Annotated in this window: 18 protein-coding genes, 1 pseudogene and 1 CRISPR repeat array; of the genes and pseudogenes, 12 read left to right on the top strand and 7 right to left on the bottom strand. The window is 47.5% G+C overall.

Annotated elements, in window-relative coordinates:
* From ACTIE0_RS02565 to hpsJ-B, 4 genes and pseudogenes are all read right to left on the bottom strand, one after another.
* A pseudogene (locus ACTIE0_RS02565) lies at positions 1-76 on the bottom strand (RNA-guided endonuclease InsQ/TnpB family protein); the annotation flags it as partial.
* Positions 77-381: 305 nt separating this feature from the next.
* Positions 382-2,298 (bottom strand): 1-deoxy-D-xylulose-5-phosphate synthase, encoded by a 1,917-nt coding sequence (gene dxs, locus ACTIE0_RS02570; RefSeq protein WP_006623361.1) that lies wholly within the window; start codon positions 2,296-2,298, stop codon positions 382-384.
* A gap of 127 nt (positions 2,299-2,425) precedes the next feature.
* Positions 2,426-3,319 carry a glycosyltransferase family 2 protein gene (locus ACTIE0_RS02575; protein ID WP_035760044.1) on the bottom strand — a complete coding sequence of 298 codons (894 nt, stop codon included), beginning with the start codon at positions 3,317-3,319 and terminating at the stop codon, positions 2,426-2,428.
* A 166-nt stretch (positions 3,320-3,485) separates the two neighbouring features.
* Complete coding sequence (hpsJ-B, locus tag ACTIE0_RS02580) at positions 3,486-4,322, bottom strand: hormogonium polysaccharide biosynthesis protein HpsJ (protein ID WP_006623363.1); 837 nt, start codon at positions 4,320-4,322, stop codon at positions 3,486-3,488.
* Positions 4,323-4,476: 154 nt separating this feature from the next.
* Here hpsJ-B and ACTIE0_RS02585 point away from each other — a divergent pair, with 154 nt between their 5' ends.
* The 12 genes from ACTIE0_RS02585 to ACTIE0_RS02640 all read left to right on the top strand — a co-directional run bounded on the left by ACTIE0_RS02585 (position 4,477) and on the right by ACTIE0_RS02640 (position 21,560).
* A complete protein-coding gene (locus tag ACTIE0_RS02585) occupies positions 4,477-4,977 on the top strand; it encodes an adenylyltransferase/cytidyltransferase family protein (protein ID WP_006670828.1) in 501 nt (166 codons plus the stop codon).
* A 1,493-nt stretch (positions 4,978-6,470) separates the two neighbouring features.
* Positions 6,471-7,244: direct repeats of the CRISPR family, unit length 38 nt; unit sequence GTTTCCGTCCCCTGACGGGGGAATTGGTAGGGTTGGAC.
* A gap of 670 nt (positions 7,245-7,914) precedes the next feature.
* Entirely contained in the window at positions 7,915-8,637 is a 723-nt protein-coding gene (locus ACTIE0_RS02590) for a GUN4 domain-containing protein (RefSeq protein WP_006623371.1), read from the top strand.
* A 149-nt stretch (positions 8,638-8,786) separates the two neighbouring features.
* A complete protein-coding gene (gene pilM / locus ACTIE0_RS02595; RefSeq protein WP_006623372.1) occupies positions 8,787-9,881 on the top strand; it encodes a type IV pilus assembly protein PilM in 1,095 nt (364 codons plus the stop codon).
* Between the two features lie 58 nt (positions 9,882-9,939).
* Entirely contained in the window at positions 9,940-10,740 is an 801-nt protein-coding gene (locus ACTIE0_RS02600; RefSeq protein ID WP_006670826.1) for a PilN domain-containing protein, read from the top strand.
* A 50-nt stretch (positions 10,741-10,790) separates the two neighbouring features.
* Positions 10,791-11,573 (top strand): hypothetical protein, encoded by a 783-nt coding sequence (locus ACTIE0_RS02605; protein ID WP_006623375.1) that lies wholly within the window; start codon positions 10,791-10,793, stop codon positions 11,571-11,573.
* 248 nt (positions 11,574-11,821) lie between these two features.
* Positions 11,822-14,203: an AMIN domain-containing protein gene (locus ACTIE0_RS02610; protein WP_439516829.1), complete on the top strand. Its 2,382-nt coding sequence runs from the start codon at positions 11,822-11,824 to the stop codon at positions 14,201-14,203.
* 218 nt (positions 14,204-14,421) lie between these two features.
* Entirely contained in the window at positions 14,422-14,700 is a 279-nt protein-coding gene (locus tag ACTIE0_RS02615; protein ID WP_006623382.1) for an HU family DNA-binding protein, read from the top strand.
* 63 nt (positions 14,701-14,763) lie between these two features.
* Positions 14,764-15,834 (top strand): threonine-phosphate decarboxylase CobD, encoded by a 1,071-nt coding sequence (gene cobD / locus ACTIE0_RS02620; RefSeq protein ID WP_439516830.1) that lies wholly within the window; start codon positions 14,764-14,766, stop codon positions 15,832-15,834.
* 271 nt (positions 15,835-16,105) lie between these two features.
* Positions 16,106-17,980: an excinuclease ABC subunit UvrC gene (gene uvrC / locus ACTIE0_RS02625; protein WP_006670885.1), complete on the top strand. Its 1,875-nt coding sequence runs from the start codon at positions 16,106-16,108 to the stop codon at positions 17,978-17,980.
* Positions 17,981-18,077: 97 nt separating this feature from the next.
* Positions 18,078-19,478 carry a cytochrome P450 gene (locus ACTIE0_RS02630; protein ID WP_006623387.1) on the top strand — a complete coding sequence of 467 codons (1,401 nt, stop codon included), beginning with the start codon at positions 18,078-18,080 and terminating at the stop codon, positions 19,476-19,478.
* A 163-nt stretch (positions 19,479-19,641) separates the two neighbouring features.
* Positions 19,642-20,202: a hypothetical protein gene (locus tag ACTIE0_RS02635; protein ID WP_006623389.1), complete on the top strand. Its 561-nt coding sequence runs from the start codon at positions 19,642-19,644 to the stop codon at positions 20,200-20,202.
* 2 nt (positions 20,203-20,204) lie between these two features.
* Entirely contained in the window at positions 20,205-21,560 is a 1,356-nt protein-coding gene (locus ACTIE0_RS02640) for a glycosyltransferase (protein ID WP_006670884.1), read from the top strand.
* Here the strand turns inward: ACTIE0_RS02640 and ACTIE0_RS02645 are convergent.
* The 3 genes from ACTIE0_RS02645 to ACTIE0_RS02655 form a co-directional block, all read right to left on the bottom strand.
* Positions 21,539-22,606: a hypothetical protein gene (locus ACTIE0_RS02645; protein WP_006623391.1), complete on the bottom strand. Its 1,068-nt coding sequence runs from the start codon at positions 22,604-22,606 to the stop codon at positions 21,539-21,541. The genes ACTIE0_RS02640 and ACTIE0_RS02645 overlap by 22 nt on opposite strands.
* Positions 22,607-22,646: 40 nt before the next feature.
* Positions 22,647-24,179 carry a hypothetical protein gene (locus ACTIE0_RS02650; RefSeq protein ID WP_439516831.1) on the bottom strand — a complete coding sequence of 511 codons (1,533 nt, stop codon included), beginning with the start codon at positions 24,177-24,179 and terminating at the stop codon, positions 22,647-22,649.
* 120 nt (positions 24,180-24,299) lie between these two features.
* Complete coding sequence (locus ACTIE0_RS02655) at positions 24,300-25,811, bottom strand: polyprenyl synthetase family protein (RefSeq protein ID WP_315690173.1); 1,512 nt, start codon at positions 25,809-25,811, stop codon at positions 24,300-24,302.
* Positions 25,812-26,035: the final 224 nt, after the last annotated feature.

Raw genomic sequence — 26,035 nt, forward strand, 5'->3', positions numbered from 1 at the left:
TAATTCCTAGGTCTACCCCGATTCTCTCTCGATATTTCGGTGTAATTTCTGGCGTGATTTCTACGAAAAAGCTCATAATACTCATTATTGAGTTGCGAATATTAGGGGGTATTGTACCTTATTGTCCTAAGATGTAAAGCCAATCTTGGATTAAATTCTGGCTCTGGGTTCAAACTAGGGTAAGGTAGGGTGCGTCAAACCTACTCAATATCGATCATAATTATGCGATCGCACCATACCCCTGCTATTTCAATCCCAATCGAATAATTTTCGCCAAAGAGTGCGATCGCCTCCCGTAGCCTCCGGTCGGGTGCGTCATAACCCGGCTATATAAATGCCTGGGGATAATTCCCTGCTGACGCACCATAGAGACTATATTTGTTATTTGGGAATGTTGACTGTTGAGGGTTCTTTGGTCAAGAACAATTCCCGGATTTTTTCAGCAATTTGGGAACTTGTCAGACCCAGATCAACTTTGGATTGATCCGGTGTAGCATGATCCACCAATTGGTCAGGAATGCCGAACCGCTTAACAGGTACTAAGACATCGTGATCCAGTAGTGCTTCTGCTACTGCGGAACCAAATCCACCCATTATGCAGCCTTCTTCCAGGGTGACGACTTTACCGATTTTTTGGGCTAAGGGTACAATCAGCTCTGTGTCTAGGGGTTTGACAAATCTGGCATTAACCACAGTGGCATCAATGCCGTGTTCACCGAGAATCTCAGCCACCTGCATAGCGGTGTTAACCATTGTACCATAGCCGAGTAATAGGAGATCATCGCCCTGGCGGAGAATTTCACCTTTACCGATCGCAATAGGTTCCCAGCCTTCTTCCATAAGTGGAACCCCATTACCGGAACCACGGGGGTAGCGCATAGCGATCGGTCCTGAAGTATGATTAATACCAGTCACCAGCATTTGCTGCAATTCGGCTTCATCTTTAGGAGCCATAATGGTCATATTGGGGAGACAGCGGAGATAGGCGATATCATACATTCCCTGGTGAGTGGGACCATCTACCCCTACAATTCCGGCGCGGTCCAAACAGAAGAAAACGGGCAAGTTTTGGATACAGACATCATGGATAATCTGATCATAGGCTCGTTGTAGGAAGGTGGAGTAAATCGCCACTACCGGACGCATTCCCTCACAGGCTAAACCCGCCGCCAGAGTAACCGCGTGTTGTTCAGCGATACCGACATCGATATACTGTTCGGGGAGTTTAGCTTGTAGTTTATCCAACCCTGTACCTGTTGCCATAGCGGCGGTGATACCCAAAATTTGGGAATTATCTTCAGCCAGCTTGACTAAGGTATCTGCAAACACTTTGGAATAGCTGGGAGGCTTGGGTTTGTTGGAGGGAATAGCCTTCCCGGTAGCCAGGTTAAAGGGTGATTGAGCGTGATAGCCTACTTGGTCTTTTTCTGCGATCGCATAACCCTTACCTTTGACGGTGGAGACATGAACCATAACCGGGCCTTTAATTTCATGAGCTTGTTGGAAGGTTTCGATCAAATCTTCCAAGTTGTGACCATCCACCGGTCCGATATAGGTGAAGCCCAGCTCCTCAATAATAGCACCCAATTTAGGTACAGCCAACCGTTTCATCCCTTCTTTGAGGCGTTCCATCTCCGGGGTAAAATTCTCACCCACAAAGGGAATTTGTTTAAACTGTTCCCGCAGATTATCTTTCAAAAATTGCACCGGGGGGCTCAGACGCATTTTATTCAAATAACGAGGAATCGCGCCGACATTGGGGGAAATCGACATTTCGTTATCATTGAGAACCACCATCAAGTTAGTGTTAGGTAGATGACCCGCATGGTTAATAGCTTCCAAAGCCATCCCCCCAGTCATCGCGCCATCGCCAATAATTGCCACTACTTTATAATTATCCCCCTGCATATCCCTAGCCAAAGCCATCCCCAGGGCGGCTGATATGCTTGTCGAGGCGTGTCCGGCTCCAAAATGGTCAAAACGACTCTCGCACCGTTTCAGGTAGCCTGCTACCCCATCTTTCTGGCGTAGGGTATTAAAATTGTTATAGCGTCCAGTAATCATTTTGTGGGGATAGGCTTGGTGTCCGACATCCCAAATGACTTTATCTCGGTCTAGGTCTAGGGTTTGGTAAAGTCCTAGGGTTAACTCGACCACTCCCAAACCCGGTCCCAAATGACCGCCAGTAGCTGCTACTGTTTCCAGGTGCTTTTCACGGATTTGTTGAGCCACTGCTTCCAGTTCATGGATAGACAAACCGTGGAGTTGATTGGGATGGGTCAGTTCACTTAGATGCATAGTTGAAAATACTGATGCTAAAAATAAATTAACAATCGGGCTTGTCTGAATATGATAGCCCAGTCTTGACGCTGACGCTGAACTTTGTGGGGAAGGGTTATCGGGAGTCGGCTACAGATAGACTTCCTCACCCCAAACCTTTCCCAGAAACTGAGGAAGTTTCATTGTCCATGGTCAATTGTGGGTGAGGTTGTGGGTCGCCAATAGGCATATTTTCGATTTCCCAGACTTTCAGGAGAATCAGATATTCATAAAAGGCTTGTAGAGTACACCAGGCGAGTCCAGGTTGACCGTCGAGGAACCCTCCCAGGATAAAATACATATAGACGAAGCGGATTAGGGGTCGAAATGGTAGACGCAGAGATAAATCCTTTAAGGCGTGTCGCCTTTCCACCTCTGTTTTGCCGAAAAATAGGTGATTCCAGTTTACCGTACCCGATCGCAATTGTTTGACTGTTTCGTGGGCTTCATCTGTAGAATAACGGTTGTGCTTTTCTATCCATCGCGCCATGCCTTTACTGTTGGTATAGTGGGGATAGGTTTCTTGGAGGAAACTGGTAAGACCGTCACAGACTTCTCTCTCGGTGTGACCATAATCGGTAAACCAGACCCGCTGCTTATCAAATAGACGCATCTGATAACGGGGGTATTGGGTACTGCGGCGAATCCAGCGACCCATAAACATGACCCTTTCCGCTGCATAATAACCGATATAGCCGTCAGTGTTTTGGGTTTGTTTTTGACACTCGGCGAATAGTTCCGGGGTCATGCGTTCATCAGATTCGAGAATATACGCCCACTGATATTTAGTGGTTACTTCTCGCAGCATCCAAGTCCGTTGGCGACCGTGGCTTTCAAACTTATGTTGCAGTACACGGACGGGGTACTTTTGAGCAATTTCTACGGTGCGATCGCTACTAAAGGAATCGACCACAATTATATCATCACATTGACTGGCTGACTCAATGCAGGCGGCTATATCAACTTCATCATTACAAGTCAGGATATAAATTGATAACATTATCGTGAGGTGGTGAATAATATAGATTGGGGAAAGGTTGTCATATTTTATGAACCATAAAACCAGATAATTGAGAGTACAAAAATAGGCTCCATCTTGGTGCAACATAACCCTTGATTGAGGTTTAATTTACAGGGGTGGAGCCAGTAATTCCTAGGGGGGGGTTTTATCCGGGGTTAGAAGAGGGTTTACGACGACCTTTATTCAGGAGGCCTAAGCCTTTTAAACTCGTCCAACCCAAGACGATATAACCGATCGCCAATAGCAAACTACTCATCCCGGTTTGGAGACTAGATTTGAGCGATCGCGTTTTAGTTTCATCTTCTAGTTGTTGTTGGCGTTGGCGAATTTGGGTAAGTAATTGAACGGGGAGGGAGTCGGCTTGCTGTTCCAAGAACTCATCAAGGACGGCTGGATTAGTTCTAGATTCTTCCAGGACTTGTTGAATTTGCGGGGGAAGGTTTCCTTCCGCAATCACCTGATCTAATTGTGCCTCGTCTTGTATTAAGCCAGTCAACTGCGCTCGGAGTTCAACTTTTCGCTGTTCAATCTCCTGTTGAAACTGGGGACTTCCTAACTGGCTTTCCAGTTGAGTTTCGGCTTGCGCGGCTTGCTGACCAATCTCGGATAAAGCATCTCGTCGGGCTAACCGGGTATTATTTAGGTGCATGGGAAAAATCAGCAGGTAAAGTAACCCGAATAAGCTGGCGAGGATACCAACCCACAATCTTAGGTCGGAGATTTTTTTACCAGACTTAGGAGCATTCCCGAGGACGCTATCCATCCAATACCCCATTAAAACCAGAGCCATTCCTACCAGGGGAACTACGCCTCGGTCAACTAAGCTACTAGCGGTTTGAATTAACCAACCCCTATCGGTTAAATTGGGGGGAAATAATAGAACCAAATAATCGACCAAGGCTGACAGAATCAGGATTAGCCCAACTAATTTGATGCTAGAAGAGGCTTGAAAGGAAAATTGACGGTTTGCTGTTGATGTCATAGGACGGTTAAGGATACTCTAGGTTGGTCTACAGCCAAGATAACAGTTTTGGCTAGTATATAACTACTTTCAGATTTGCCAAGATGTGGGAATTGTTTAATAATTAGCCGCGGCTGAGTAGTGGTCAATGATATCAAAGAAAGGAGAGATAATCATGATTGAGGGCCTTTATTCTGTGGAACAACTACGGGAGGCGATCGCCTATAACCCTGAACAATGGCGACCTCTAGTTTTTAGCAATGGCTGTTTTGACTTGATTCATGTTGGGCATATTCGCTACCTGACCCAAGCCAAAAGTTTGGGGCGATCGCTGGTAGTGGGTCTCAATAGCGATCGCTCTGTTCGCCTGATTAAACCCCACTCGGCGGGATATCCTCCCCGTCCTATTATACCAGAATTACAGCGAGCCGAAGTTCTCAGCCAGTTAAAACCCGTAGATGCAGTGGTCATTTTTCCAGAAAGCACTGCTACGGCGATTATTGAACAGCTACAACCTGATATATATGTTAAGGGTGGTGATTACACCATTGACACCCTACCGGAGGCCCCCACGGTTCAAGCCTATAACGGTAAAATCGTCCTCATTGCCGTGGAAATGCCTACTTCTACCAGTGGCATTATTAATCGGATTTTGCACGCCTCAACCCAACCCTAACCCTTCTACACCCCCAACAAGTTTTATCCCCCAGACTCGTCTTTTTCCCCCCTCCCCAACTGCGAAATTACCCCGCCATGACACCACCTCAACCCTCACAACATCCACACACCACCGGGCGTTTCCCTCCCCTCATGGGGAATTTGTAGGGTTGCACACGGCTGCAGTCATTCATCACTAATGTCGGGGCTATTAGTCGGTTTCCCTCCCCTGACCGGGAATTGGTAGGGTTGGACAAAACCCTCTAATTACATAGGGGAGGTTGCCTATAAACTTAGGTTTCCGTCCCCTGACGGGGGAATTGGTAGGGTTGGACGTAGGCAAAAAGCAAGGACAAAATTATGGATGACAATTGTTTCCGTCCCCTGACGGGGAATTGGTAGGGTTGGACGTACTTTAGCACTTTTTACCCCGCGTTATCTTACGGCCCGATCAGTTTCCGTCCCCTGACGGGGAATTGGTAGGGTTGGACTTTAAACCCCCGGTACGGGAAGATACGTTGCAAGTTCACGTTTCCGTCCCCTGACGGGGAATTGGTAGGGTTGGACCCTCGCGAGATTCCTGAAGATGTAGTAAAAGAAGGCCTCAGGGTTTCCGTCCCCTGACGGGGAATTGGTAGGGTTGGACGGAGAAAAATTATGGTTATTCTCTATGGAATAACGGATTTGTTTCCGTCCCCTGACGGGGAATTGGTAGGGTTGGACAGCCTTCTATCTTGATCTTCCCTCCGTGTTTGAGACAAAACGTTTCCGTCCCCTGACGGGGAATTGGTAGGGTTGGACTTTAGGGGCATCTAAGCTAGTCTAGTAGGGAGTTTCAGCCATTTCGACTCAAAGTTTCCGTCCCCTGACGGGGAATTGGTAGGGTTGGACTTGTTTATTCCCGCCGTGGACAATCCGACGGAAATTTTGGGTTTCCGTCCCCTGACGGGGAATTGGTAGGGTTGGACTTATCAGGATTCTCAACACGGGAGAATCTCAGAGAAATCAGAACCGTTGCGTTTCCGTCCCCTGACGGGGAATTGGTAGGGTTGGACAAAGGCTATCGCAGACCCCGACCAGACTGGGGAGCCACTTACTGGAGAAGTTTCCGTCCCCTGACGGGGAATTGGTAGGGTTGGACAGAGTGGAGGGGATAGCTTGGCAGAAGGTATGCAATCTATTATTGGTTTCCGTCCCCTGACGGGGAATTGGTAGGGTTGGACAACAAAAACGCTGCAACTTCTGAAGAAAAAACTTCTGAAGTCCCTGCTTGTTTCCGTCCCCTGACGGGGAATTGGTAGGGTTGGACGGTGCCCAGCGACATCCAGATTCCCTTTATGCAGTTCAGTTGTTTCCGTCCCCTGACGGGGAATTGGTAGGGTTGGACAGTGACCATTCGGTTCCTGTTGGTCATCCCCGACAAACCAACAGGTTTCCGTCCCCTGACGGGGAATTGGTAGGGTTGGACCAAGGGAGAAAAGAGTGGGAAATGCTTGGCTGTATTATCATCAAGTTTCCGTCCCCTGACGGGGGAATTGGTAGGGTTGGACCTTTACTACGAAGTCGAACCCGGACTTCGATATTCTCGGACCGGGTTTCCGTCCCCTGACGGGGGAATTGGTAGGGTTGGACGTTAAATCATCTCCAGAAACAGTCCCTACAATAACTACGGTGTCGTTTCCGTCCCCTGACGGGGGAATTGGTAGGGTTGGACAACAAATGAAAAGAAAAAGAAACTTTCGGTTCAGATATTACGCGGTTTCCGTCCCCTGACGGGGGAATTGGTAGGGTTGGACGTCACCCAAAACAAATACCACCAAAATCAAAGTTTAGAGTTTCCGTCCCCTGACGGGGGAATTGGTAGGGTTGGACCCGGAAAATGAAATACCCCACACTTCAATCGAAAAGGCTGAGTTTTGTTTCCGTCCCCTGACGGGGGAATTGGTAGGGTTGGACGACGAAAGAGACGGCGCATATCTAAAAGAGTTTCTCGAAAACTCAGGGGTTTCCGTCCCCTGACGGGGGAATTGGTAGGGTTGGACTCGTAGATTTGAAATATTGGTGGACAGCTTCAACAAAAAGCGGTGTTTCCGTCCCCTGACGGGGGAATTGGTAGGGTTGGACATAAAAATAATAGACACTCGCTCTTATGCAGGTTCCTACGGAACGTTTCCGTCCCCTGACGGGGGAATTGGTAGGGTTGGACAACGCAGAAAGATTCAACATACAAGAACAATTTGAGAAAACTGTTTCCGTCCCCTGACGGGGGAATTGGTAGGGTTGGACGGACTTTAGAGAAGGCAGGAATAAAAAGTGTAGAAATATTAGGAATGTGTTTCCGTCCCCTGACGGGGAATTGGTAGGGTTGGACCCTATACCTTTGGAAACCTTACGGTATGCGGTTTTCAAGGTGCGATCGCGCGAGAGCACGTAGAAGGTGCTTAACAAAACTTTACAGCCCTTTTTTCGGGGAGCAAATTCGTTTGTTTTCGCTGGATTTATATTATCAGCCATAGTGCCAGACTGTCAACCCCCCGAAACAAAAACTTTTCTTGGCGTGGCTAAAGTTTGCTTTAACTAGGGCAGGATTAGAAGTCGCGCGAGGTTATGAGAATCTGTAATATAACTTTACACAAGCCGAAACCATTACCCTGCAACGAATCCATCGATTAAGTAGGCACGATCGCCCCAAAAAACGGAAATAATTATGAGAATGACCTCGCCAACCATATCCGGGGGACAGGGGCGAGGCCACAATTAAGCAAAACCGTAGCAGCCAGAGTCAAGTCGGAGGGGTAATTAAATATCCCGATTGTCCGTAGCGCGTTTAACTGAATCCAATGCACCTGTACAATGGTGGATTAATCACCTTTTTATATTATTGGGCCAAACCAGCCCAGTTACTTTTCCGCCGCCAGTTAACCCTAGGCGGTTTCCAAGCTACCGGAGAAATTCAATGACTGATTTGATCGCCTCCTCCGACCAAGACCTATCAATAGAGTTAAACCAACTGCGCTCACAACTAAACAGCGACAGCCAGACCCAGCAGTTAAAGGCGATCGCCTCATTAGCGACCCAGGGGGAACTTGGTTTAGATGTACTGATAGAATTTTTAATGTCCCAGCAGACCCAAACTCCCACCCCTGTCAGTGGTGAAGCCTATAGAGTCCTGTATCTAGCCAACCTCCCCAAAACCCAAGAGTTTTTGGAAACCCATTTTCCGACGGGAGTAGTTCCGCTAAACTCAGAGGTAGGGGCTGATTATTTTCCCCTCCAACAGGAATTGCTACAGCAAAACTTCCAAGCCGCCGACCTGCTGACCCTGAGAAACCTGTGTGAGTTAGCCAGCGACGCAGCAGTTAAACGAAACTGGCTATATTTTTCGGAAGTCGATCGCTTTCCCGTCGCCGACTTACAAACCATTGACACCCTGTGGCGAGTCCATTCCCAAGGCAAATTTGGCTATACCGTCCAGCGGGAAGTTTGGTTAGGTGTCGGCAAAAATTGGGATAAATTGTGGCAGAAAATTGGCTGGAGAAGCGATCGCACTTGGACCCGCTATCCCCAAGGCTTCACTTGGGAACTAAGCGCCCCCAGGGGACACCTACCCCTTTCCAATCAATTACGCGGTAGAAGAGTCATTGAGGCTCTGTTCAATCATCCCGCCTTCAGTAACTAGGAAAACAGCCCCCCCTTGGTAATACCTAAAAGTCCTCCTCCCTAGAGGACCGGGGAAGCCCTTAATTACCGTGGTGATGGTAACACATTCTGGGCGGAAAAATGCTATGGTTAACCTAAGTCCTCCCTTAACTCATCCAAAAAAAATCTATGGTTGGTTTCCTCAAAGGTATTTTTTCCAGTCGTAAGCCGGGAATGGGTATTGAACTAGCCGCCGAGCGAATTAATATTGTCGAAATTCGCAAAAAAGGCGATAAGTTCAAGTTGTTAACCTTAGCCACTGCCGAGGTTCCCGAAAATGTGGTGCAGGATGGTCAAATAGTTGATACTCCTACCATGGCGGAGTTAATCGAATCGACATTGGCGGACAATAATATCAAAACCAAAAACATCGCCACCGCTATTCCCGGAAGGGAAGCAGTCACTCGTTTAATCCCGGTTCCGGCGGAGTTAAATGAGGAGGAACTTAAAGAATATATGAACGCCGAAGCGGGTTTATATCTGCCTTTTCCCAGGGAAGAAGCCGACGTAGACTATCAGAAACTGGGAACATTTGTTGATGAAGATGGCATCGAAAAAGTACAGGTTTTGTTAGTCGCTACCCGGAAAGAAGTTACCAACACTTACATAGAAACCTTTGAACAAGCTGGCTTACAAATAGAGGTTTTAGAAATCAGTAACTTTGCCCTAATTCGGACTATGAAAAGTCAGTTAGAACACTTTTCTTCTAACGAGGCGGCGATTTTAGCTGACATCGAATTTGATAGCACCGAATTGGTGATTGTGGTCAATGGCGTTCCCCAATTTACCCGCACCATTCCCATTGGTTTGTTTCAGGTGCAAAGCGCCCTCAGTAGCGCCATGAACCTACCACCCTCACGGGATTTTCAGGAATTGCAGGCGATGACCCTTCCGGTAACTGATACAATGGGAGCATTGAACGAGCCAAATCCGGGAGTTAATGCCATCATTAAAGTATTAGCAGAGTTAGCCGATGAACTCCGACGCTCTATTGATTTCTACATCAACCAAAATGATGGTTTGGAAATCGCCCAGTTACTTCTGGCTGGTCCTGGGGCGGCGATCGGACAACTGGATGAGTTCTTTATGCAACGCCTAGCCATGCCAGCCACCCAGGTAGACCCCATAGAAGCCCTGAACCTGTTAACAGATGATCAGGAAATTCCCCCGGAGCAGCGTGCTAGTTTAGGAGTGGTATTAGGTTTAGGATTGCGCGTTACCTAGTTCCGGGAACTCTCACTGCTACCATGTCTATAAAAATACTACCAGAGGGTTTGTTAATATGTACAGCCTTGATATTAATTTTCTTAACGATCGCCCAGAGTATAAAACCCGAGTTATCAAGCCCCCCAAAGGCGCTGCGGGGAAACCCGTTGACCAAACACCCATTTTAATCGGACTGGGGGTAGCTGTGGGACTCAATGCTTTAATGGGAGGCGGTTGGTTTGTGTTAACTAGGCAAAATGCCAGCCTTTCCAGAGAAGCCGATGCTTTAGAGTTGCAACTGGGCGAGAAAAATGTCCAAGTCCAAGCCCTCGATCGCATTTATGCAGAAGCGAAACAGACCAATGACGAAGCCGATGCCTTGGCTTTGGTATTCAATGAGATTAAGCCCTGGTCGGCTTTAAGTCAAGAAATGGCTGAGATCATGCAAATTGCTGGGGTGAGAATTACCAACGTCCGACAAACCGAACCCACAGCGGAAGCAACTGCCGCCTCTGGGGAAGAGGGACAGGCAGCGGCTAGACAAACTGCACAAGTTACCATTGAAGGAAATGTTGGTTCTTTTGGGCAGCTTAATGATTTCATGTTGTTGGTCAACCAGTCGCCTTTCTTTAATGGCAGCACAACCCGGCTAGTTTCTGCTAGATTGCAAGATAACCCCACCCGTTTAGTGGTGGCTGACGGTTCCTCAGTGCCTGGGGGTCTGCCAGATTTACAGCCCATCGTGCAGTTTAGCATAGAAACCCGTCTGAGTTCTGCCACGGCTTCGGAACTGTTACCCCTATTAAAAGCTAATGACGCACTGGGTTTGGTTAATCGAATTGAAACCCTCACAGAACAAGGTGTAATTCGACCCTAGGCTTTTGGTCTCAGGGTTTTGATGTCAACAAAAAACGGAGGTTTTTTCCTATGGTAGCAGCAAATGAGTATCTTCTTGATGATGAGGAACCGGAGGAGGAGGAGGAAGGTTCTGGCCCAGTGATATTGGGTTTGGCTATCACTTCTAAGGTCGTCGGTATTGCTATTGGAGCCCTAGGCGCGATTTTGTGTGGGGTGGGTGTGTTTTACCTGGCTTTGCCGACTTGGGAAGAACAGCAAATACTCAATTCCAACATTCAAATTAAGCAAAGGGAAATTGAACAGCAAAACGAAAAGTTGCAGCAGCAAGAGGAGGCGGAACGTCAACGAGAGGAAGCTAAACAGCGACTGGCTAGTGTAACGGCTTTGTTTGCTGATGAAGCAAATCTGGAAATGTTGATGTTTGATGTTAATGAACAATTAAATCAAATTAATGCGGGTATTTTGGATGAAGAACTAAAAGCACGTTTGGTTAGGTTTCAACCCCAAAGTGATGGACCCATGCTAGTGACTGATGGTTCTCTCGGTTCCCAAGTTAACAATAAACTGAGACGACAAGAGTACGAGGTGGAGGTGGAAGGGAGTTTTGAGCAAATCCGCAAATTTATGATTTCTCTGGAGAGAATGCAGCCTATGCTAGTGGTTAGAGACTTTAGTTCTCAGTTGCTGGATCGATCGCCAGAATTGAAGGGGGAAATTCGCCAGGGTCGCTTTGTTCCCATAGATAACCAGCCTCAACGCCGCCTCAGAAGTACGTTTAAGTTACACGCCTTAATGCCTTTGAGTGACGAGCAGCGTGAGCAACAACAGCAACCAGAAGCTGAAAAAAAATAATGTTCTGGTTCACAGATAATCGAGCGATCGCCTTATCAACCCTAAATTATGGCGATCGCTCATTTTTTGGCAGAATGGGGGTTGACAAAATCGCTAAAATGTGATAGGTTGCCCAGATAAAATGCCCGTGGGTGTAGATAATTTCCTATTGTCCTGTTGCCTCGGATGAATTATCATTTTTCCAGGCCTAAGCAAACAGAATATATAAACCAATAGCAACGGTTGCTTTCCAACTTTTAGGAGGAAATGTGAGAGATATTTTAGGATTTGGTGGAGGAGTAGCGGGGGGAGTTGCAGCAGCCATGGTTGTGGCTGTGGCTCCCGCCCTGGCGTTTACAGTTGTCCGCGATATTCAATTATTCCAAGCTGACAACGGGGAAATTAACCTGGTGCTGGTCACTGACGGCGGCGAACGTCCAGCGGTGTTTGTGATTCGGCGGGGTAATGATTTTGTGGCGGATATTACTAACGCTCAATTGAGTTCTCCCAATGGCTCATTTCAGCAAAATAACCCGGCTCCTGGTATTGCTTCCATTGTGGTGAACCAGCTAGACCCGACCAGTATTCGGGTGATTGTGACCGGAACTACTGGCTCTCCTGAAGCGCGGATAATTCAGGGTGCGGGAGATGCTATTGCGATCGCGATCGCTCCAGAAGGGGCGATCGTAGATGCTCCGGCTTTTGCACCCCAACAACCTGGGAACGGTGCTGCTCAGGTAATGGTTCCCGACCCACCAGTTAGCATCACTGGTGATCCGACCGCCCAAAACGGCAATAATGATATGATGATGCCCGACCCAGCTTTAACTCCCCAAATGGGTCAAGCGCCATTACAGCCAAGGCGTTCCTTAGACACAACGCCACCCTTCCAACCCCGTGCCGTTGCGCCACCTTTAGGAGATATTGCTGTTTCTAATATCAATCCGGGTGTTTCCACTGTCAACCTAAACACCAACGAAATCATCCCCCGCCTAGTCTTGCGAGACGCATCAGTGCGGGAGGTATTATCATTGTTGGCGCGGGTTGCTGGCCTGAATGTTGCCTTCAGTAATTTAGAGAGAGATTCTACAACGGGACGTTTTCGACCGGGAAATGAAGCCCAGGAATTTAAAATTTCCTTGGATATTGAAAATGAACCAGTCCAGGAAGTCTTTAACTATGTCCTGCGATTAACAGGATTACAAGCTAACCGGGTGGGAAACACGGTTTTTGTCGGTTTTGAACTGCCTGAGTCTGCCCAAAATATTATTTTGAGAACTCTAAGACTCAATCAGGCTAATGTGGAGTCTGCGGCTTCTTTTTTGGCTACTCAGGGAGCCGAAACTCAAACTGTAGTAACAACGACTGAAGTTCAACAAGAAGAGGATGATATTGCGGGGGCAGATGCTGCTGGAGGACTCAGAAGAACCACTGTAAGAACAACCACCGGCACCGAGATTAGACAAGAAGTATCTCCTGTAGGAGTCGGACCTTTAATACTTCGAGGGCTAACAGTTTCAGCGGATAACCGCCTCAATTCTATTACTCTGGTTGGGCCTCCTGAAAAGGTAGAGATCGCAACTGCTATGTTAATGCAGCTTGATCTCCGTCAACGTCAGGTGGCGGTTAATGTGAAAATCATTGACGTGAACCTGACCGGGGAAGCCACCCAGGGCAGTAGTTTCTCCTTTGGGATTAATGATACCTTCTTTGTGAATGATGGCGGTGCGGCTTCTCTCAACTTCGGCGGCATAAATCCCCCAACCCGTGGTCAGGCTACAGGTGGTGTCACCTCTCGCCCAATTATTACCAACCCCCTAAGCACTGAAGACCCATTTTTTGATCGCGAGAGAGATACTAGGACTCCGTTAACGGCTCCTGGGGGTGGTATTGGCTTGAGACCGATTCCACCTGTCACCGATAGACCGGGAGGGGTTGGGCTTTCTGACTACCAACCTTTTGAGAGAAATTTGCAAGATGGAAGTATTACCGCCCTTGGTAGCACTACTTTTTCCGTGTTTCCCTTCTTCCAATATCCTCGGCGGTTCCTGTCTACTTTGCAAGCCCAAATCGTCAGCGGTAGAGCCAAAATCCTCACCGACCCCACCTTGGTGGTAAAAGAGGGAGAAAGCGCTTCCGTGCAACTGGTACAACAGGTATTGCAATCGAGGACAACAATTATTACAGATACTCCTTCCGGTAGCAGGGAAACCATCCAGCCTGACCCGACAAATGTGGGTTTGACTCTGGGGGTGAATGTTGAGCGAATTGATGATAATGGCTTCGTCACCATGAGCATTAACCCAGAAGTGAGTTCCCCAGGAGCTCGGGTAGCAACGGGTAACGATGATTTTTTCTTACAAGTGTTTCGGCGCAGTTTAAGTTCAGGAAGGATTCGTCTGCGGGACGGTCAAACTCTGATTGTCTCTGGTATTATTCAAGATCAGGAACGGACTGACGTTAGCAAGATTCCCCTGTTGGGTGATTTGCCTATCGTGGGTTCTCTGTTCCGTAGAAGCACCACCAGCAGCGAACGGGCTGAGGTAATTGTGTTGGTAACGCCCAATATCCTGGATGATTCCGATCGCTCTGGGTTTGGCTACCAGAACAATTTTAGCCCCGATGTCCGCCAGATGATGCAAGGGCGTTAAGATCTAGCGTTAAAAACCCCTTCAGCCAAAATCCCCCACCCCTGGGGGATATTTTTATCGGCTAATATCTTAAAAAAAGTGGAAAATTCCCCTAAATATATGACAATTTGGGGTTAAACCCTATCTATGTGGCGACAGAAACCTTAGAATAAGGCAGAAAAATCGTGCAAACCATTGGGGGTCATTGATTGGCCCCCAGTTCTCAAAAGGAGTAATTGATGAATAAGGGTGAATTAATAGATGCGGTAGCCGAAAAAGCAGGTGTCACCAAAAAACAGGCTGATGCGGTGTTGAGTGCGGCTCTCGAAAGTGTTATCGATGCTGTTGCTACACAGGAAAAAGTCACCCTGGTGGGATTTGGTTCTTTTGAAGCCAGGAAACGTAAGGCGCGCGAAGGCCGTAACCCCCAGACGGGCGAAAAAATGGATATTCCTGAAACTTGGGTTCCGGCTTTCTCGGCAGGAAAACTGTTTAAGGAGAAGGTCGCTGATAAATAGTCGTCCATAACCCACCACTAATCAGGATACCGATTTAGTGGGGGTCTGCACGGAGGGAGATTGATGAACAGACCCAGCCACGGGGGAAATTTGATGTGGGCGGCTTCGATCGCTGATTGTCCGCCATCGGAAATTGTCGATTTCTCGGCTAGTATTAATCCCCTCGGCCCTCCGTTAACGGCGATCGCCGCTTTGAATACTCATCAGGGGCAGATTAAAACCTATCCTCAGCCGGATTATATGGACCTGCGACAGGCTGTAAGTCGCTTTCATGAAGATTTACCGGTTGAATGGATTTTGCCGGGAAATGGGGCGGCTGAATTGCTGACTTGGGCGGGCCGGGAGTTGGCACAAATGGGGGCTACATATCTGCTGACTCCGGCTTTTGGGGACTATCGGCGATCGCTCAATGCTTTTAATGCTAGGGTGATTGAATGCCCTATTAGTCTTAAGGGTGGCGATAAGGTCCAATTTGATGGGTTGGGGGAATTAGAGGAAAGGGCGGGACTATTGCTGAATACTCCCCACAATCCCACGGGTATATTACTACGGCCAGAGTTGATTTTGCCCCTGTTGGAAAGGTTTGCTTTGGTGGTGGTTGACGAGGCTTTTATGGATTTTCTGCCACGGTCGGCACAAACTAGCTTAATCGAGAGGGTGGCAGATTTTCCTAATTTGGTGATTTTGCGATCGCTCACTAAGTTTTACAGTCTGCCTGGTTTAAGATTAGGATATGCGATCGCTCACCCAGACCGCCTAAATTTGTGGCGACAGTGGCGAGACCCTTGGTCTGTGAATAATTTAGCCGTGGCGGCGGGTATTGCAGTTTTAGGCGATCGGGCTTTTGAGGAAAAAACCCACCATTGGTTATCTATTAACCGCCCCCAACTCTATCAGGAATTAGGGAAAATTACCGGACTTTATCCTTATCCAGGGGTAGCCAATTTTTTGCTAGTCCGGTGTCAGTCGTCGGTGAGTGAGTTACAAACTCAACTACTTAAAGATTATCGGATTTTGATTCGCGACTGTTTAAGTTTTCCCGAATTAGGAGATAATTATTTTCGCGTAGCTATCCGCACCGAAGCTGACAATCAATATCTGATTAACGCCCTCAAAAATGTATTAATTACTTAGAAACCCGGTTTCTTGACTTCCGAGGGAGAAACCCAATTGCTTAGAAACCCGGTTTCTTGGAGAAACCGGGTTTCTTGACTTCTGAGGGAGAAGCCGGGTTTCTTGACTTCCAAGGGAGAAACCCAATTGCTTAGAAACCCGGTTTCTTGGAGAAACCGGGTTTCTTGACTTCTGAGGGAGAAGCCGGGTTTCTTGACCTCTGGGGGAGAAACCCGACTATAATTGATAATTGTATCGGTGTCTGACGCACCCTACTATTAAATAAACTACTATGACAATTATACCACTAATTGAAGATAGCGATCGCCTAGAAATGAGATTAAAAGAAATTCCCCCGGTTCCGGGTGTGTATTTCATGAAAGATGGTAATGAGAATATTCTGTATATTGGGAAATCGAAAAAATTGCGATCGCGGGTGCGTTCCTATTTTCGCGATCGCCATAACCATAGTCACCGGATTAACTTAATGATTCAACAGGTGACAGATATTGAATTTATCGTTACTGATACCGAAGCCGAAGCCTTGGCTTTAGAAGCTAATTTGATTAAAAACCATCAACCTCATTTTAATGTCTTACTCAAGGATGATAAAAAATATCCCTATCTGTGTATTACTTGGTCGGAACCATACCCGCGCATTTTTATTACCCGAAAACGTAATTTAAGCAATCCCAAAGATAGATATTATGGCCCTTATGTAGATACCGGACTATTGCGAAGTAATCTACAATTGGTTAAGCGTCTATTTCCCCTGCGTCAACGTCCTAAACCTTTGTTTAAAGACCGTCCCTGTTTAAATTATGATATAGGTCGCTGTCCGGGAGTTTGTCAGCAGATGATCTCCCCAGAAGATTATCATCAAATTGTCCAAAAAGTGGCGATGGTGTTTCAAGGACGCACAGAAGAACTTATCAAAAATTTAACCGCGCAAATGCAACAAGCCGCCGCTGAGTTAAACTTTGAAACCGCCGCCAAATTCCGCGATCGCATTCAAGGTTTACAGTCTCTCAACCAAGACCAAAAAGTTTCCCTTCCTGATGAAACGGTGTCTCTTGATGCGATCGCTTTGGCTACTGACGGACAACAAGCCTCCGTGCAACTTTTCCAAATCCGCGCCGGACATTTGGTCGGTAGATTAGGCTTTTTGGCGAAAGTTTACCCTAGTGAAACAGCCTTGACTTCCCTAGAGTTGGGGGGAATTATTCAGCGGGTTTTACAGGAACATTATCAAACCGTTGATGCTGTGGAAATTCCCAGCGAAATTGTGCTACAATATAGTTTACAAGATGGGGAGTTAGTAGCAGATTGGTTAAGCGATCGCAAAGGTCGGAAAGTTACCTTAATTACTCCCCAAAGACAAGCCAAACTCGATTTAATCGCAATGGTCGAACGCAACGCTAACTATGAGTTAATGCGACTGCAAAAATTAAGCGATCGTCATCATCAATCTCTCCAAGACTTAACCGAAATTCTCGACCTTCCCGACCTTCCCCACCGCATAGAAGGTTATGATATCTCCCATATTCAGGGTTCTGATGCAGTCGCCTCCCGCGTGGTATTTATTGATGGTTTACCCGCCAAACAACACTACCGACAGTATAAAATTAAAAATCCTGATGTGCATTCGGGAAGGTCTGATGATTTCGCCAGTTTAGCAGAAGTAATTGGTCGCCGTTTTCGAGATTATCAGAATTTAGAACCCCAGGATAAGCCAGATTTGATTATGATTGATGGTGGGAAAGGTCAACTCTCAGCCGTCGTGAAAGTTTTGCAAGGTCTGGATATTTTAGAAGAGTTGAAGGTGATTAGTTTAGCCAAACGCCGAGAGGAAATTTTTGTCCCTGGTGAGTCTCAACCATTAACTACCCATCCTGAACAACCTGGGGTACAATTATTGCGACGACTACGAGATGAAGCCCATCGATTTGCGGTTAGTTTCCATCGTAACCAACGCAGTAAACGCATGAAGCGATCGCATTTAGATGACATTCCCGGACTCGGACACCACCGCCAAAAATTGCTATTAGGTCACTTTCGGTCTATTGATTATATTCGCATGGCAACCCCCACACAACTGGCGGAAGTTCCCGGAATTGGCGAAAAACTAGCCCGACAAATTTATGATTATTTCCATCCTTCTACCTGATGCAGATTAAGCTATGATATATGGCAGCTTCCGGGAAGATGTGCTATAAATAGGACTAGATTGGTCTGACTCAAAATCCTAGAATCTCAATCCCACCATGAAATTAATTGACGGTCCGCAAAATCATCCGACTATCCAAAAAATACAGTGGATAACTAACCCCCTTGGTTATATGGAGAATTGTCACCGTAAATATGGAGATGTCTTTGCAGCTAAAATCGGCGTTGCGGGTCGCCCAGTCGTCTTTGTTTCCCACCCCCAAGCTATCCAAGAAATCCTCACCCGCGATACTAAAGAATTTACCGCCCCTGGTTCATCTAATCGTATTCTAGAACCTGTGGTAGGGGATAAATCCGTGATTTTACTTGATGATAAAAACCACCTAAGACAGCGGAAACTCTTAATGCCGCCTTTCCATGGGGAAAGGATGTTTAATTATGGTAAATTAATCTGTGATTTGACCACAAAAATCGGCGACACTTTACCAATTGGCAAGACTTTTCTGGCGCGAGATTATGTGCAGAAAATCTCCCTGGCTATCATTCTTCAGGCTGTGTTTGGAGTCTACGAGGGACCCCGTTACGATCGCCTGAAAAAATTAACCACCGAACTGGTCGCTGTGACTGATTCTCCTATTAGGGCGAGTATCTTATTTTTCCCGATTTTACAACAAGATCTAGGGCGTTGGAGTCCCTGGGGGCGCTTCCAAGGTTTGCGGCGCGATATCGATAAATTACTGTTAGAAGAAATCGAAGAACGTCGCCAAAATCCCGATCCAAATCGCACCGATATTCTCAATTTGATGATGTCCGCTAGGGACGAAAATGGGGAACAGATGACCTATGAAGAACTACGGGATGAACTGTTAACTTTATTATTCGCCGGACACGAAACCACCGCCACCGCCATGGCTTGGTCTTTGTATTGGGTGCATAAACTTCCTACCGTGCGCGATCGCCTTTTATCAGAGTTAGCAACCCTCCCCCCAAATCCCGACCCGATGACTATTTATAGATTACCTTATTTAACAGCAATTTGTCAAGAAACTCTGCGAATTTATCCAGTCGCCATGGTGACATTTCCCCGGGTGACTACTCAAGCGGTGGAACTGATGGGATATCACATAGAACCCAATATAGAAGTGATTGGCGCTATCTATTTAACCCATAATGATCCGACAATTTATCCTGACCCCAAACAGTTTAAACCAGAGAGATTTTTAGATAAAAAATACTCCCCTTATCAATATTTACCTTTTGGTGGCGGTGCGCGTCAATGTATTGGTATGGCTTTGGCTCAATATGAGCTAAAATTAGTCCTAGCAACAGTCATGTTAAACTATCAACTAACCCTGGCTAATTCCCAGCCCGCCAAAGCCGCCCGCCGAGGGGTAACTTTATCAGCGACGGGAGGCATTCCTATGGTGTTAACAGGGCGGCGATCGCTATCTTCCAACCCTGTGGGAGTTGCACCGAAAGAAACCCCACTTCTGGGTTAACTCTTCTGGTTAAGCCCAACTGTCCCCGAAGTTACCAGGTTGATGGGGAATTTCTCCCCTATTTAATCCTTTTTGGTCTTGATTTCCCTCACATCAGCAGTATAATATTGACAATGGCTTAATTTTTCATGGAGATGAGGTTCTGAAATCTCAAAAATTACCAATGATTGATACCTTGAATTGTTCCCCCCAACAGTTAGCGATTTGGCTGAGTCGTTTGGTGGAAATTTTGCGGAGTCAAGGGGGTTTAACTTGGCATAGCTTTGTTCAAACCGTTGCTGGTAAAACCGCGATCATAGAAATTGATGGCATTCAGTTGAGATTAAATGCCAATCACAGCGAACCTATCCAGGTAGATATTACTGATAATTCCGATAATTTAGAGTCAGTGGAAGCCTTGAATTTTGGCAGCCAAGCCGAAACCTTACGAGATTTAATTGGTGGTCGGTTGACGTTAGATCAAGGGGTGGCGATCGGTAAAATTCATTTGCGGGGAAGTTTATCAGAGTTGTTAGGTATTCATAAACTCACCATGGATATTGTCGCCGAAAGTGCCATTAATCCTCAACTACAGCGACTGTGGAAAGAATTTGATGATCTGTGGTTCCGTCCCAGTTTTCCTCCCCCAGTTTTGTCTCTGGAAGAACAAGCCGCCCAGCATGGAGAATTAATTCGGAAGGTTCCCCATGATGTGTTGCAGATTTCTGTGGAACCGGAGAATTAAACATGGTCGATCGCATCGTATTAGCAACCTATGGTTCTTTGGGTGATTTGTATCCTTATTTGGCGATCGCCCGAGGATTAAAAGCCAGGGGGTATCAGCCGATCATCGCCGCCGCCGAAAAATACCGCAGTTATGTGGCGGCGGAGGAAATCGAATTTCACCCCCTGAGATTAGAGGACACTTGGGAACAGGATAACAAATTCATACAAATGCTAATGGACTCCCAACGGGAGGTCGAATACATTATTTGTTATCAATTGATGCCCCACTTGCTGGCGACTTACACCGACTTGATGACAGCGGTACGGCGGGCGGATCTGTTAATAACTCACCCGCTGATTTTGCCCGGTCGAATTGTCGCCGAACAAACCCAAATTCCTTGGATTTCAACGGTTCTATCAGCCTTTATGTCAGTTTACGATTCGCCTGGGGGCGATCGCTTCGCTTCACGCACCGAGGCGATCGCTTCCCCAGTCTCGGAGTATGAACGGTGTTTGCAATGGGTCGCCAAAGATGCCGAACAACGCCAACTCCGCAGTCGGCTTCGCCATTGGAGTGCCCCCCTGCGTCAACTGCGGAGTTCGTTGGGACTGCCACCAGGCCCCGATCCCCTGTTTGAAGGGCAGCATTCCCCCGATTTAGTGCTGGCTTTGTTTTCCCAGGTTTTTGCCAGACCCCAACCGGACTGGCCCAGGCAAACTGTCGTCACCGGGTTTCCGTTTTACGATCGCCCGTCCAATCAGGGGTTATCTGAGGAACTGAGAGAGTTTTTAGACAGCGGGCCGCCACCGATAGTGTTTACTTTGGGTTCAACGGTGGTATGGACTGCCGGTAATTTTTACTGGTCTAGCGCGATCGCCGCCCACCAGTTGGGCTATCGGTCAGTGCTAATGATGGGCCCTGGCGCGGATAGTGTCAGACCCGACCAATTGCCTGAAGGCGCGATCGCCGTCAATTATGCCCCCCACGGGCAAATTTTCCCCAGGGCGGCGGCGATTGTCCATCATGGCGGCATGGGAACCACAGCAGAAGCATTGCGATCGGGGCGGAGAATGCTGGTGGTTCCCCACAAGTACGACCAGCCAGAAAATGCAGCCCGCGTCGTCCGCCTGGGGGTCGCCCGAATGCTCCCACCCCAACAATATACTGCGGAGTTGGTAGCCAACGAACTTCGACAACTGTTGTTTGAAAAACAATATGCCCAAAAAGCCGCTGCCATTGGAGAAGCGATCGGGGCGGAAAATGGCGTAGAAACGGCTTGTGATGCGATCGCCAACCTTATCGGCCAGTACCCGAGTCGGAAACCCGCCAAATATTCCGACTCCCCCAATGATTCTCAGATCACATATTCCCCATAAACTAAGCCGGTGGCGAGCCATGTTTTTTCTCCGAGTTGAAGGGTAACGGCCGCGCGGCCGGTGAGTTCTTCAATAAAAGTATATTGCCGTTGTTGATTGTCGGGGACGATTAATTCTACTACCGACTCAAAATCAATTTCAATTAGCAATTGGTCTTGGTCATCAGCGGCGATAATTTCCAAGGCGCTGGGGGTTTGCAATAAGCGATCGCTAAATAATAGCGCCATAATTCCCGGCAACCTGGGGGGAATAACAGGCAGCTCCGACCAGTCCCAATTAATCTGTAAAGTGGCACCCAAAAACACTTTTCGCAATTGATGATTCACATAAATAAAAATATAGGGAAAACCCCCTTGCGAATGGTCTTTGTTGGTGCGTCTGTCCAATACCAAAGTGATGGCGGTGCCATCAATGCAGGTGCCAAAAGCGACGAACCACTCCCAACCGATATCTTCCCCCCAGCGGAAGCGGCCAAAATTGCGATCGTGGTAGCAAAACCAGTTTGGGTGAATGGGAAACGATCGCCCACCAACGGATAAGTTTCCTCTCACCTGTAAGCCCGGTACTAATCCCCAGCCGATGAATCCACTGCCAAACGGTGAATTTTCCGTGACTAATAGGGGAGTGGCTGTAGCTGTCGCCGCCAATTCAATGAATAGCTGCGATCGCTGATCTTGTACTTCTAACCGCGTCTGGGTTCCGTTTACTTGCAATTCCATCCCTTGACCTTGCCAATGTACGGGTTCCGGGCTGATTTGACTGGGGTTCCACTCTTGGGAAAAAGTCGTTCCGAAACTGGCAAAAGGAGCCGCAGGGCGACAGTCTGAGTCGAGAAAATCAGTCGGAACTGTCACCATCAAACTGGTTTGAATTTCTCCAGTTCCCGGTCTGGCGATCGCCGTCAGATTTACGAGGACTCTAATCTGAGTATCAGGATCCAATAATACATAATGATACCAATCTTTCCAATCTAGGGGTGCGGTGGGATCGTCGAGAGGGATTCGCAGTTGTTCCACCCGGGCAAGTTTTTGTTCGTCAATGGTCATTTTTTCTGAGAAAATTAACTAAAATTGGGCGGTGGATAACTTATCGTTGTAGGGAACCTGGCTCGCTGAGAACGTCTTTAATTGGCGGGATGGGGGTTGGGGCGGTTGGGGACACAGACGGTGCGGTAGATGCGATCGCCTGCAATGTCGTAGCTATCCTGGGGGAAACACAACTGATTCCCAAAACAATCTTGAGAAACCAAGCCTCCCCATCTATTCCTAATTGGTTCACCAAGTCCGCCGCCGAAGTCTGGGAATTAGGCATTTGGGAACCAGCAATATCCCACAACCACTGTTCCCAAAACTTGAGCAAACCCCCCCTAGAAGCCGGAGTCCCGACGGAATTGTGAAAAGCGGTAGCCGTCGCTTGACTGACGGCGATCCAACGGGGGACGGAGGCGGCGGCTAAACTCAAAACCCCATTTTTACAGAACCGGGTGAGTCGCAATTGATCCAGTAGCATTCGACCTGGGGGGGTTTTGGCATAGTCGTCCCCTTTTTGGGCGAAAATTAGCAATAATTCTAACACCAACCAACGAGCCGGAAGTAAGTCTAATTCTGGCAATCGCGTCCCTAAATGATACAAGCAACCCGCTATGGTTTGGGGGGGAGGGGTGGCTGGGTTTAATGGCTTAATTTTCTGGGTGGCGATCGCCTCTATATGGGAGGCAATTCGAGGCGACAATGACATCAATCCTAGGAGAAAATAACCCAACCAGCGATCGCTATCTGTTCCCAGTTTAGCCACAAATTCTGTGGCTACAAATAATGGGGCGACGATGGGTTTAGCCGTTTCTGGGGCTTCTACGTCGCTTTCTACCAAACTCAACAGCCACCTTTCCCAAATATAAAGCAGACGTTGTTCCCGGCGATCGCCCTTGAGGACTTGACCGGACATCGATAAAGTTTCCGAAATCCAATCGGGGACTTTTGCCGTGGCCAGCACTGTCGATACAGTTGAGAAAAAAGCCGTTTTTCGCAGTTGCGAGAGCCGTTTTAAACCCTCTGGGGTGCAGGTGTATTCTTCTCCTTTTTGGCTGATGGCTACTAATAATTCTGCCACCAGCCAGCGAGAAGGAATGCGATCGAGATCGTTCAATGCCGAAATCAATCCCCAGGCATTTTGGGTGGTTATGTCATCATAAATTGACGATTTATGATCCGCTAATTCTCTCGATGGAAAGCTGATATTAACCAGATATTCTCTAGGCTTTTTCTCCGCAATTTTAGCTTTAACATTTAGGATGATTAACAGAGGTTCCTCCAGTAATCCGGGAAATCTTAGCCAACTTTTAATAACCTGTCCTGGTTGCAGTTCTAAAGGTAGTTTTACCGTCACAGTTTGAGTGGCGTTTCCCGCACCAGAACCTAGATAAATATAGTCAGGTTCCACCGGATTAATGGTGGCAAAAATCTCCCCGTTATCGGCGAGCCAATTATCTAAAACTGGTCGCACCAGTAGAGTTTCACCGCTACCATTATGCAGGGACAGTCTCAGCACCAGTTCACCGCCTGGGTGAATTTCAGCTTGGACTGGGGGGGGCATTGCGATCGGGTTTTTATCTTCGATCATCTTGACAATCTCTCTATCTTATGGTAAAATAACTTCCTCAATACAACTTGATTTTATGGTTGGTCAATCCTCCTTAAAATGAGCCAGGGGCTATGGCTCGTATCATAACCCCCCAAAATGCTATAAATTTCGATAAATCACATAGTTAATTAATTCTTTCAGAAAGCGGCGATCGTGAACCGGAGTCTGCCATTTTTCACCGGGTCTGATCGGAGTTTCCGGCTCCATAAAATCCAGACTGTCCAAAATATCGGCAGCTTTTTGAGCCAAAGAACGAGCCACAGCCCAGCCATGTTCGATGCTACCATACTGGCGCATTTGTTCCATAACAAATTCTACCTGTTCCGGGGTCTTTTCCGGTCGGGGGGTGGCGAGAATTTCCAACATTCGGCGGGATTCGACCGGACTACTGTGGGCGATCGCATGATTGAGCATCAAAGTGCGTTTTCCCTCGTAAATGTCTCCGCCAATTTCCTTCCCATAAGCCTTCATATCTCCCACCAAGTTTAATAAATCATCTTGGATCTGAAAAGCAATGCCCAAAATCATGCCAAACCGAGTAACTCCCGCCAAAGGTTCCACCAAATCTTGAGGATTAGCCGAGGAATTCCCCACAATCAAACCGATGCGACAGGGTGTCATAAAAGAATACCAGCAGGTTTTTTTGACGCACATTTTAAAATAATCGCGATCGCTTAAATTGTCCGTATTTTCTGCCACCCAATCCAATTCCATCGCCTGTCCTTCCACCGATTGACGCGCCATAAACTCAATTTCGTGGAGTACATTCAGAGTTTTGGTTACTCCGATCGCCGATAAATTTTCCAGCAACAAACCCACAGCCAGTACATTGGTTGCATCCCCAACATTAATCGCCCGGGGAATCCCAATATTGTGGTGTAACGTCCCTTTTCCCCGGCGCGACTCTGACCCGTCCTCAATATCATCGTGAATCAGAAACGCATTGTGATACAGTTCCAAAGCCGCCGCCGTCGATAGCGCCACCTGTCCCATGCCACCCACCGCCCGCGCCGCACTAATACACATGGTGGGGCGCAGCATTTTACCTCCCCGAAACGGGTAATCGAGCAACAAATCATATAACGGTTCGTAGGAACCGATAACTTCTCGTCGCCTGCCAATAAATTCCTGAATTTTTGCCCCGATCGCTATCCGGGAGTCTTCTAGTGCTTGGTTAATAATGGTTTGATCAAACTGAGCCGGGTAGGGTGTCGGGAGGGTCGCCTCCGACACCGTATTTAAGTCCGCTTCCAGGTTCGCATCCTCCGGCAGAATCGAACCCCGGTTATTTTTACCGTCGGGAATGCGTTCCGGAAGCGTTGCGGATGCCACATCGCTGACTGCAATGGTGGCGGTTTGGGGAGTGCTGGCCATGCTGATTGGCTGATTTGATGAGGGAGTGCGTTCCGGAAGCGTTGCGGATGCCACATCGCCATTAGCCTCAGAAACCGCGATCGTTTGGGGAACACAGGACTGTAATTCACCAGCCGAGTCCGTTTCCTCAGTCCTCAGAAATGGCACAACAGACTTACCATTCCCACAGCCATTTTCCCCCAATTGAGCGTTCCGGAAGCGTTGCGGATGCCACATCGAGGAAGTAGATTTTTCCAACTGATCCGATACCGAGTCACTCTTGATCCCTAAAAACATCAAATTGAGCAGGATTCCCCAAACCGTAAAATATAACAGGATTCCCCAAAAGACTAAATTGGATGGAGGGCTAAGACCGAGCCAATTGAACAGCAATTCAAACATTGATCAAGTACAGCTAGAAGGGCAGATCGAAGGGCAGATCACCACCGTTAAAATCGGATACATCTTGGCATTATTCATCA

The sequence above is a fragment of the Limnospira sp. genome, from assembly GCF_051859755.1.
Taxonomy (GTDB): domain Bacteria; phylum Cyanobacteriota; class Cyanobacteriia; order Cyanobacteriales; family Microcoleaceae; genus Limnospira; species Limnospira fusiformis.

Coding starts and splice junctions, on each gene's coding strand:
- ACTIE0_RS02635 (WP_006623389.1), top strand. CDS start 19,642: ATGATTGATACCTTGAATTGTTCCCCCCAACAGTTAGCGATTTGGCTG.
- hpsJ-B (WP_006623363.1), bottom strand. CDS start 4,322: ATGACATCAACAGCAAACCGTCAATTTTCCTTTCAAGCCTCTTCTAGC.
- dxs (WP_006623361.1), bottom strand. CDS start 2,298: ATGCATCTAAGTGAACTGACCCATCCCAATCAACTCCACGGTTTGTCT.
- ACTIE0_RS02590 (WP_006623371.1), top strand. CDS start 7,915: ATGACTGATTTGATCGCCTCCTCCGACCAAGACCTATCAATAGAGTTA.
- ACTIE0_RS02645 (WP_006623391.1), bottom strand. CDS start 22,606: ATGACCATTGACGAACAAAAACTTGCCCGGGTGGAACAACTGCGAATC.
- ACTIE0_RS02650 (WP_439516831.1), bottom strand. CDS start 24,179: ATGATCGAAGATAAAAACCCGATCGCAATGCCCCCCCCAGTCCAAGCT.
- pilM (WP_006623372.1), top strand. CDS start 8,787: ATGGTTGGTTTCCTCAAAGGTATTTTTTCCAGTCGTAAGCCGGGAATG.
- cobD (WP_439516830.1), top strand. CDS start 14,764: ATGAACAGACCCAGCCACGGGGGAAATTTGATGTGGGCGGCTTCGATC.
- ACTIE0_RS02575 (WP_035760044.1), bottom strand. CDS start 3,319: ATGTTATCAATTTATATCCTGACTTGTAATGATGAAGTTGATATAGCC.
- ACTIE0_RS02600 (WP_006670826.1), top strand. CDS start 9,940: ATGTACAGCCTTGATATTAATTTTCTTAACGATCGCCCAGAGTATAAA.
- ACTIE0_RS02640 (WP_006670884.1), top strand. CDS start 20,205: ATGGTCGATCGCATCGTATTAGCAACCTATGGTTCTTTGGGTGATTTG.
- uvrC (WP_006670885.1), top strand. CDS start 16,106: ATGACAATTATACCACTAATTGAAGATAGCGATCGCCTAGAAATGAGA.
- ACTIE0_RS02605 (WP_006623375.1), top strand. CDS start 10,791: ATGGTAGCAGCAAATGAGTATCTTCTTGATGATGAGGAACCGGAGGAG.
- ACTIE0_RS02630 (WP_006623387.1), top strand. CDS start 18,078: ATGAAATTAATTGACGGTCCGCAAAATCATCCGACTATCCAAAAAATA.
- ACTIE0_RS02615 (WP_006623382.1), top strand. CDS start 14,422: ATGAATAAGGGTGAATTAATAGATGCGGTAGCCGAAAAAGCAGGTGTC.
- ACTIE0_RS02585 (WP_006670828.1), top strand. CDS start 4,477: ATGATTGAGGGCCTTTATTCTGTGGAACAACTACGGGAGGCGATCGCC.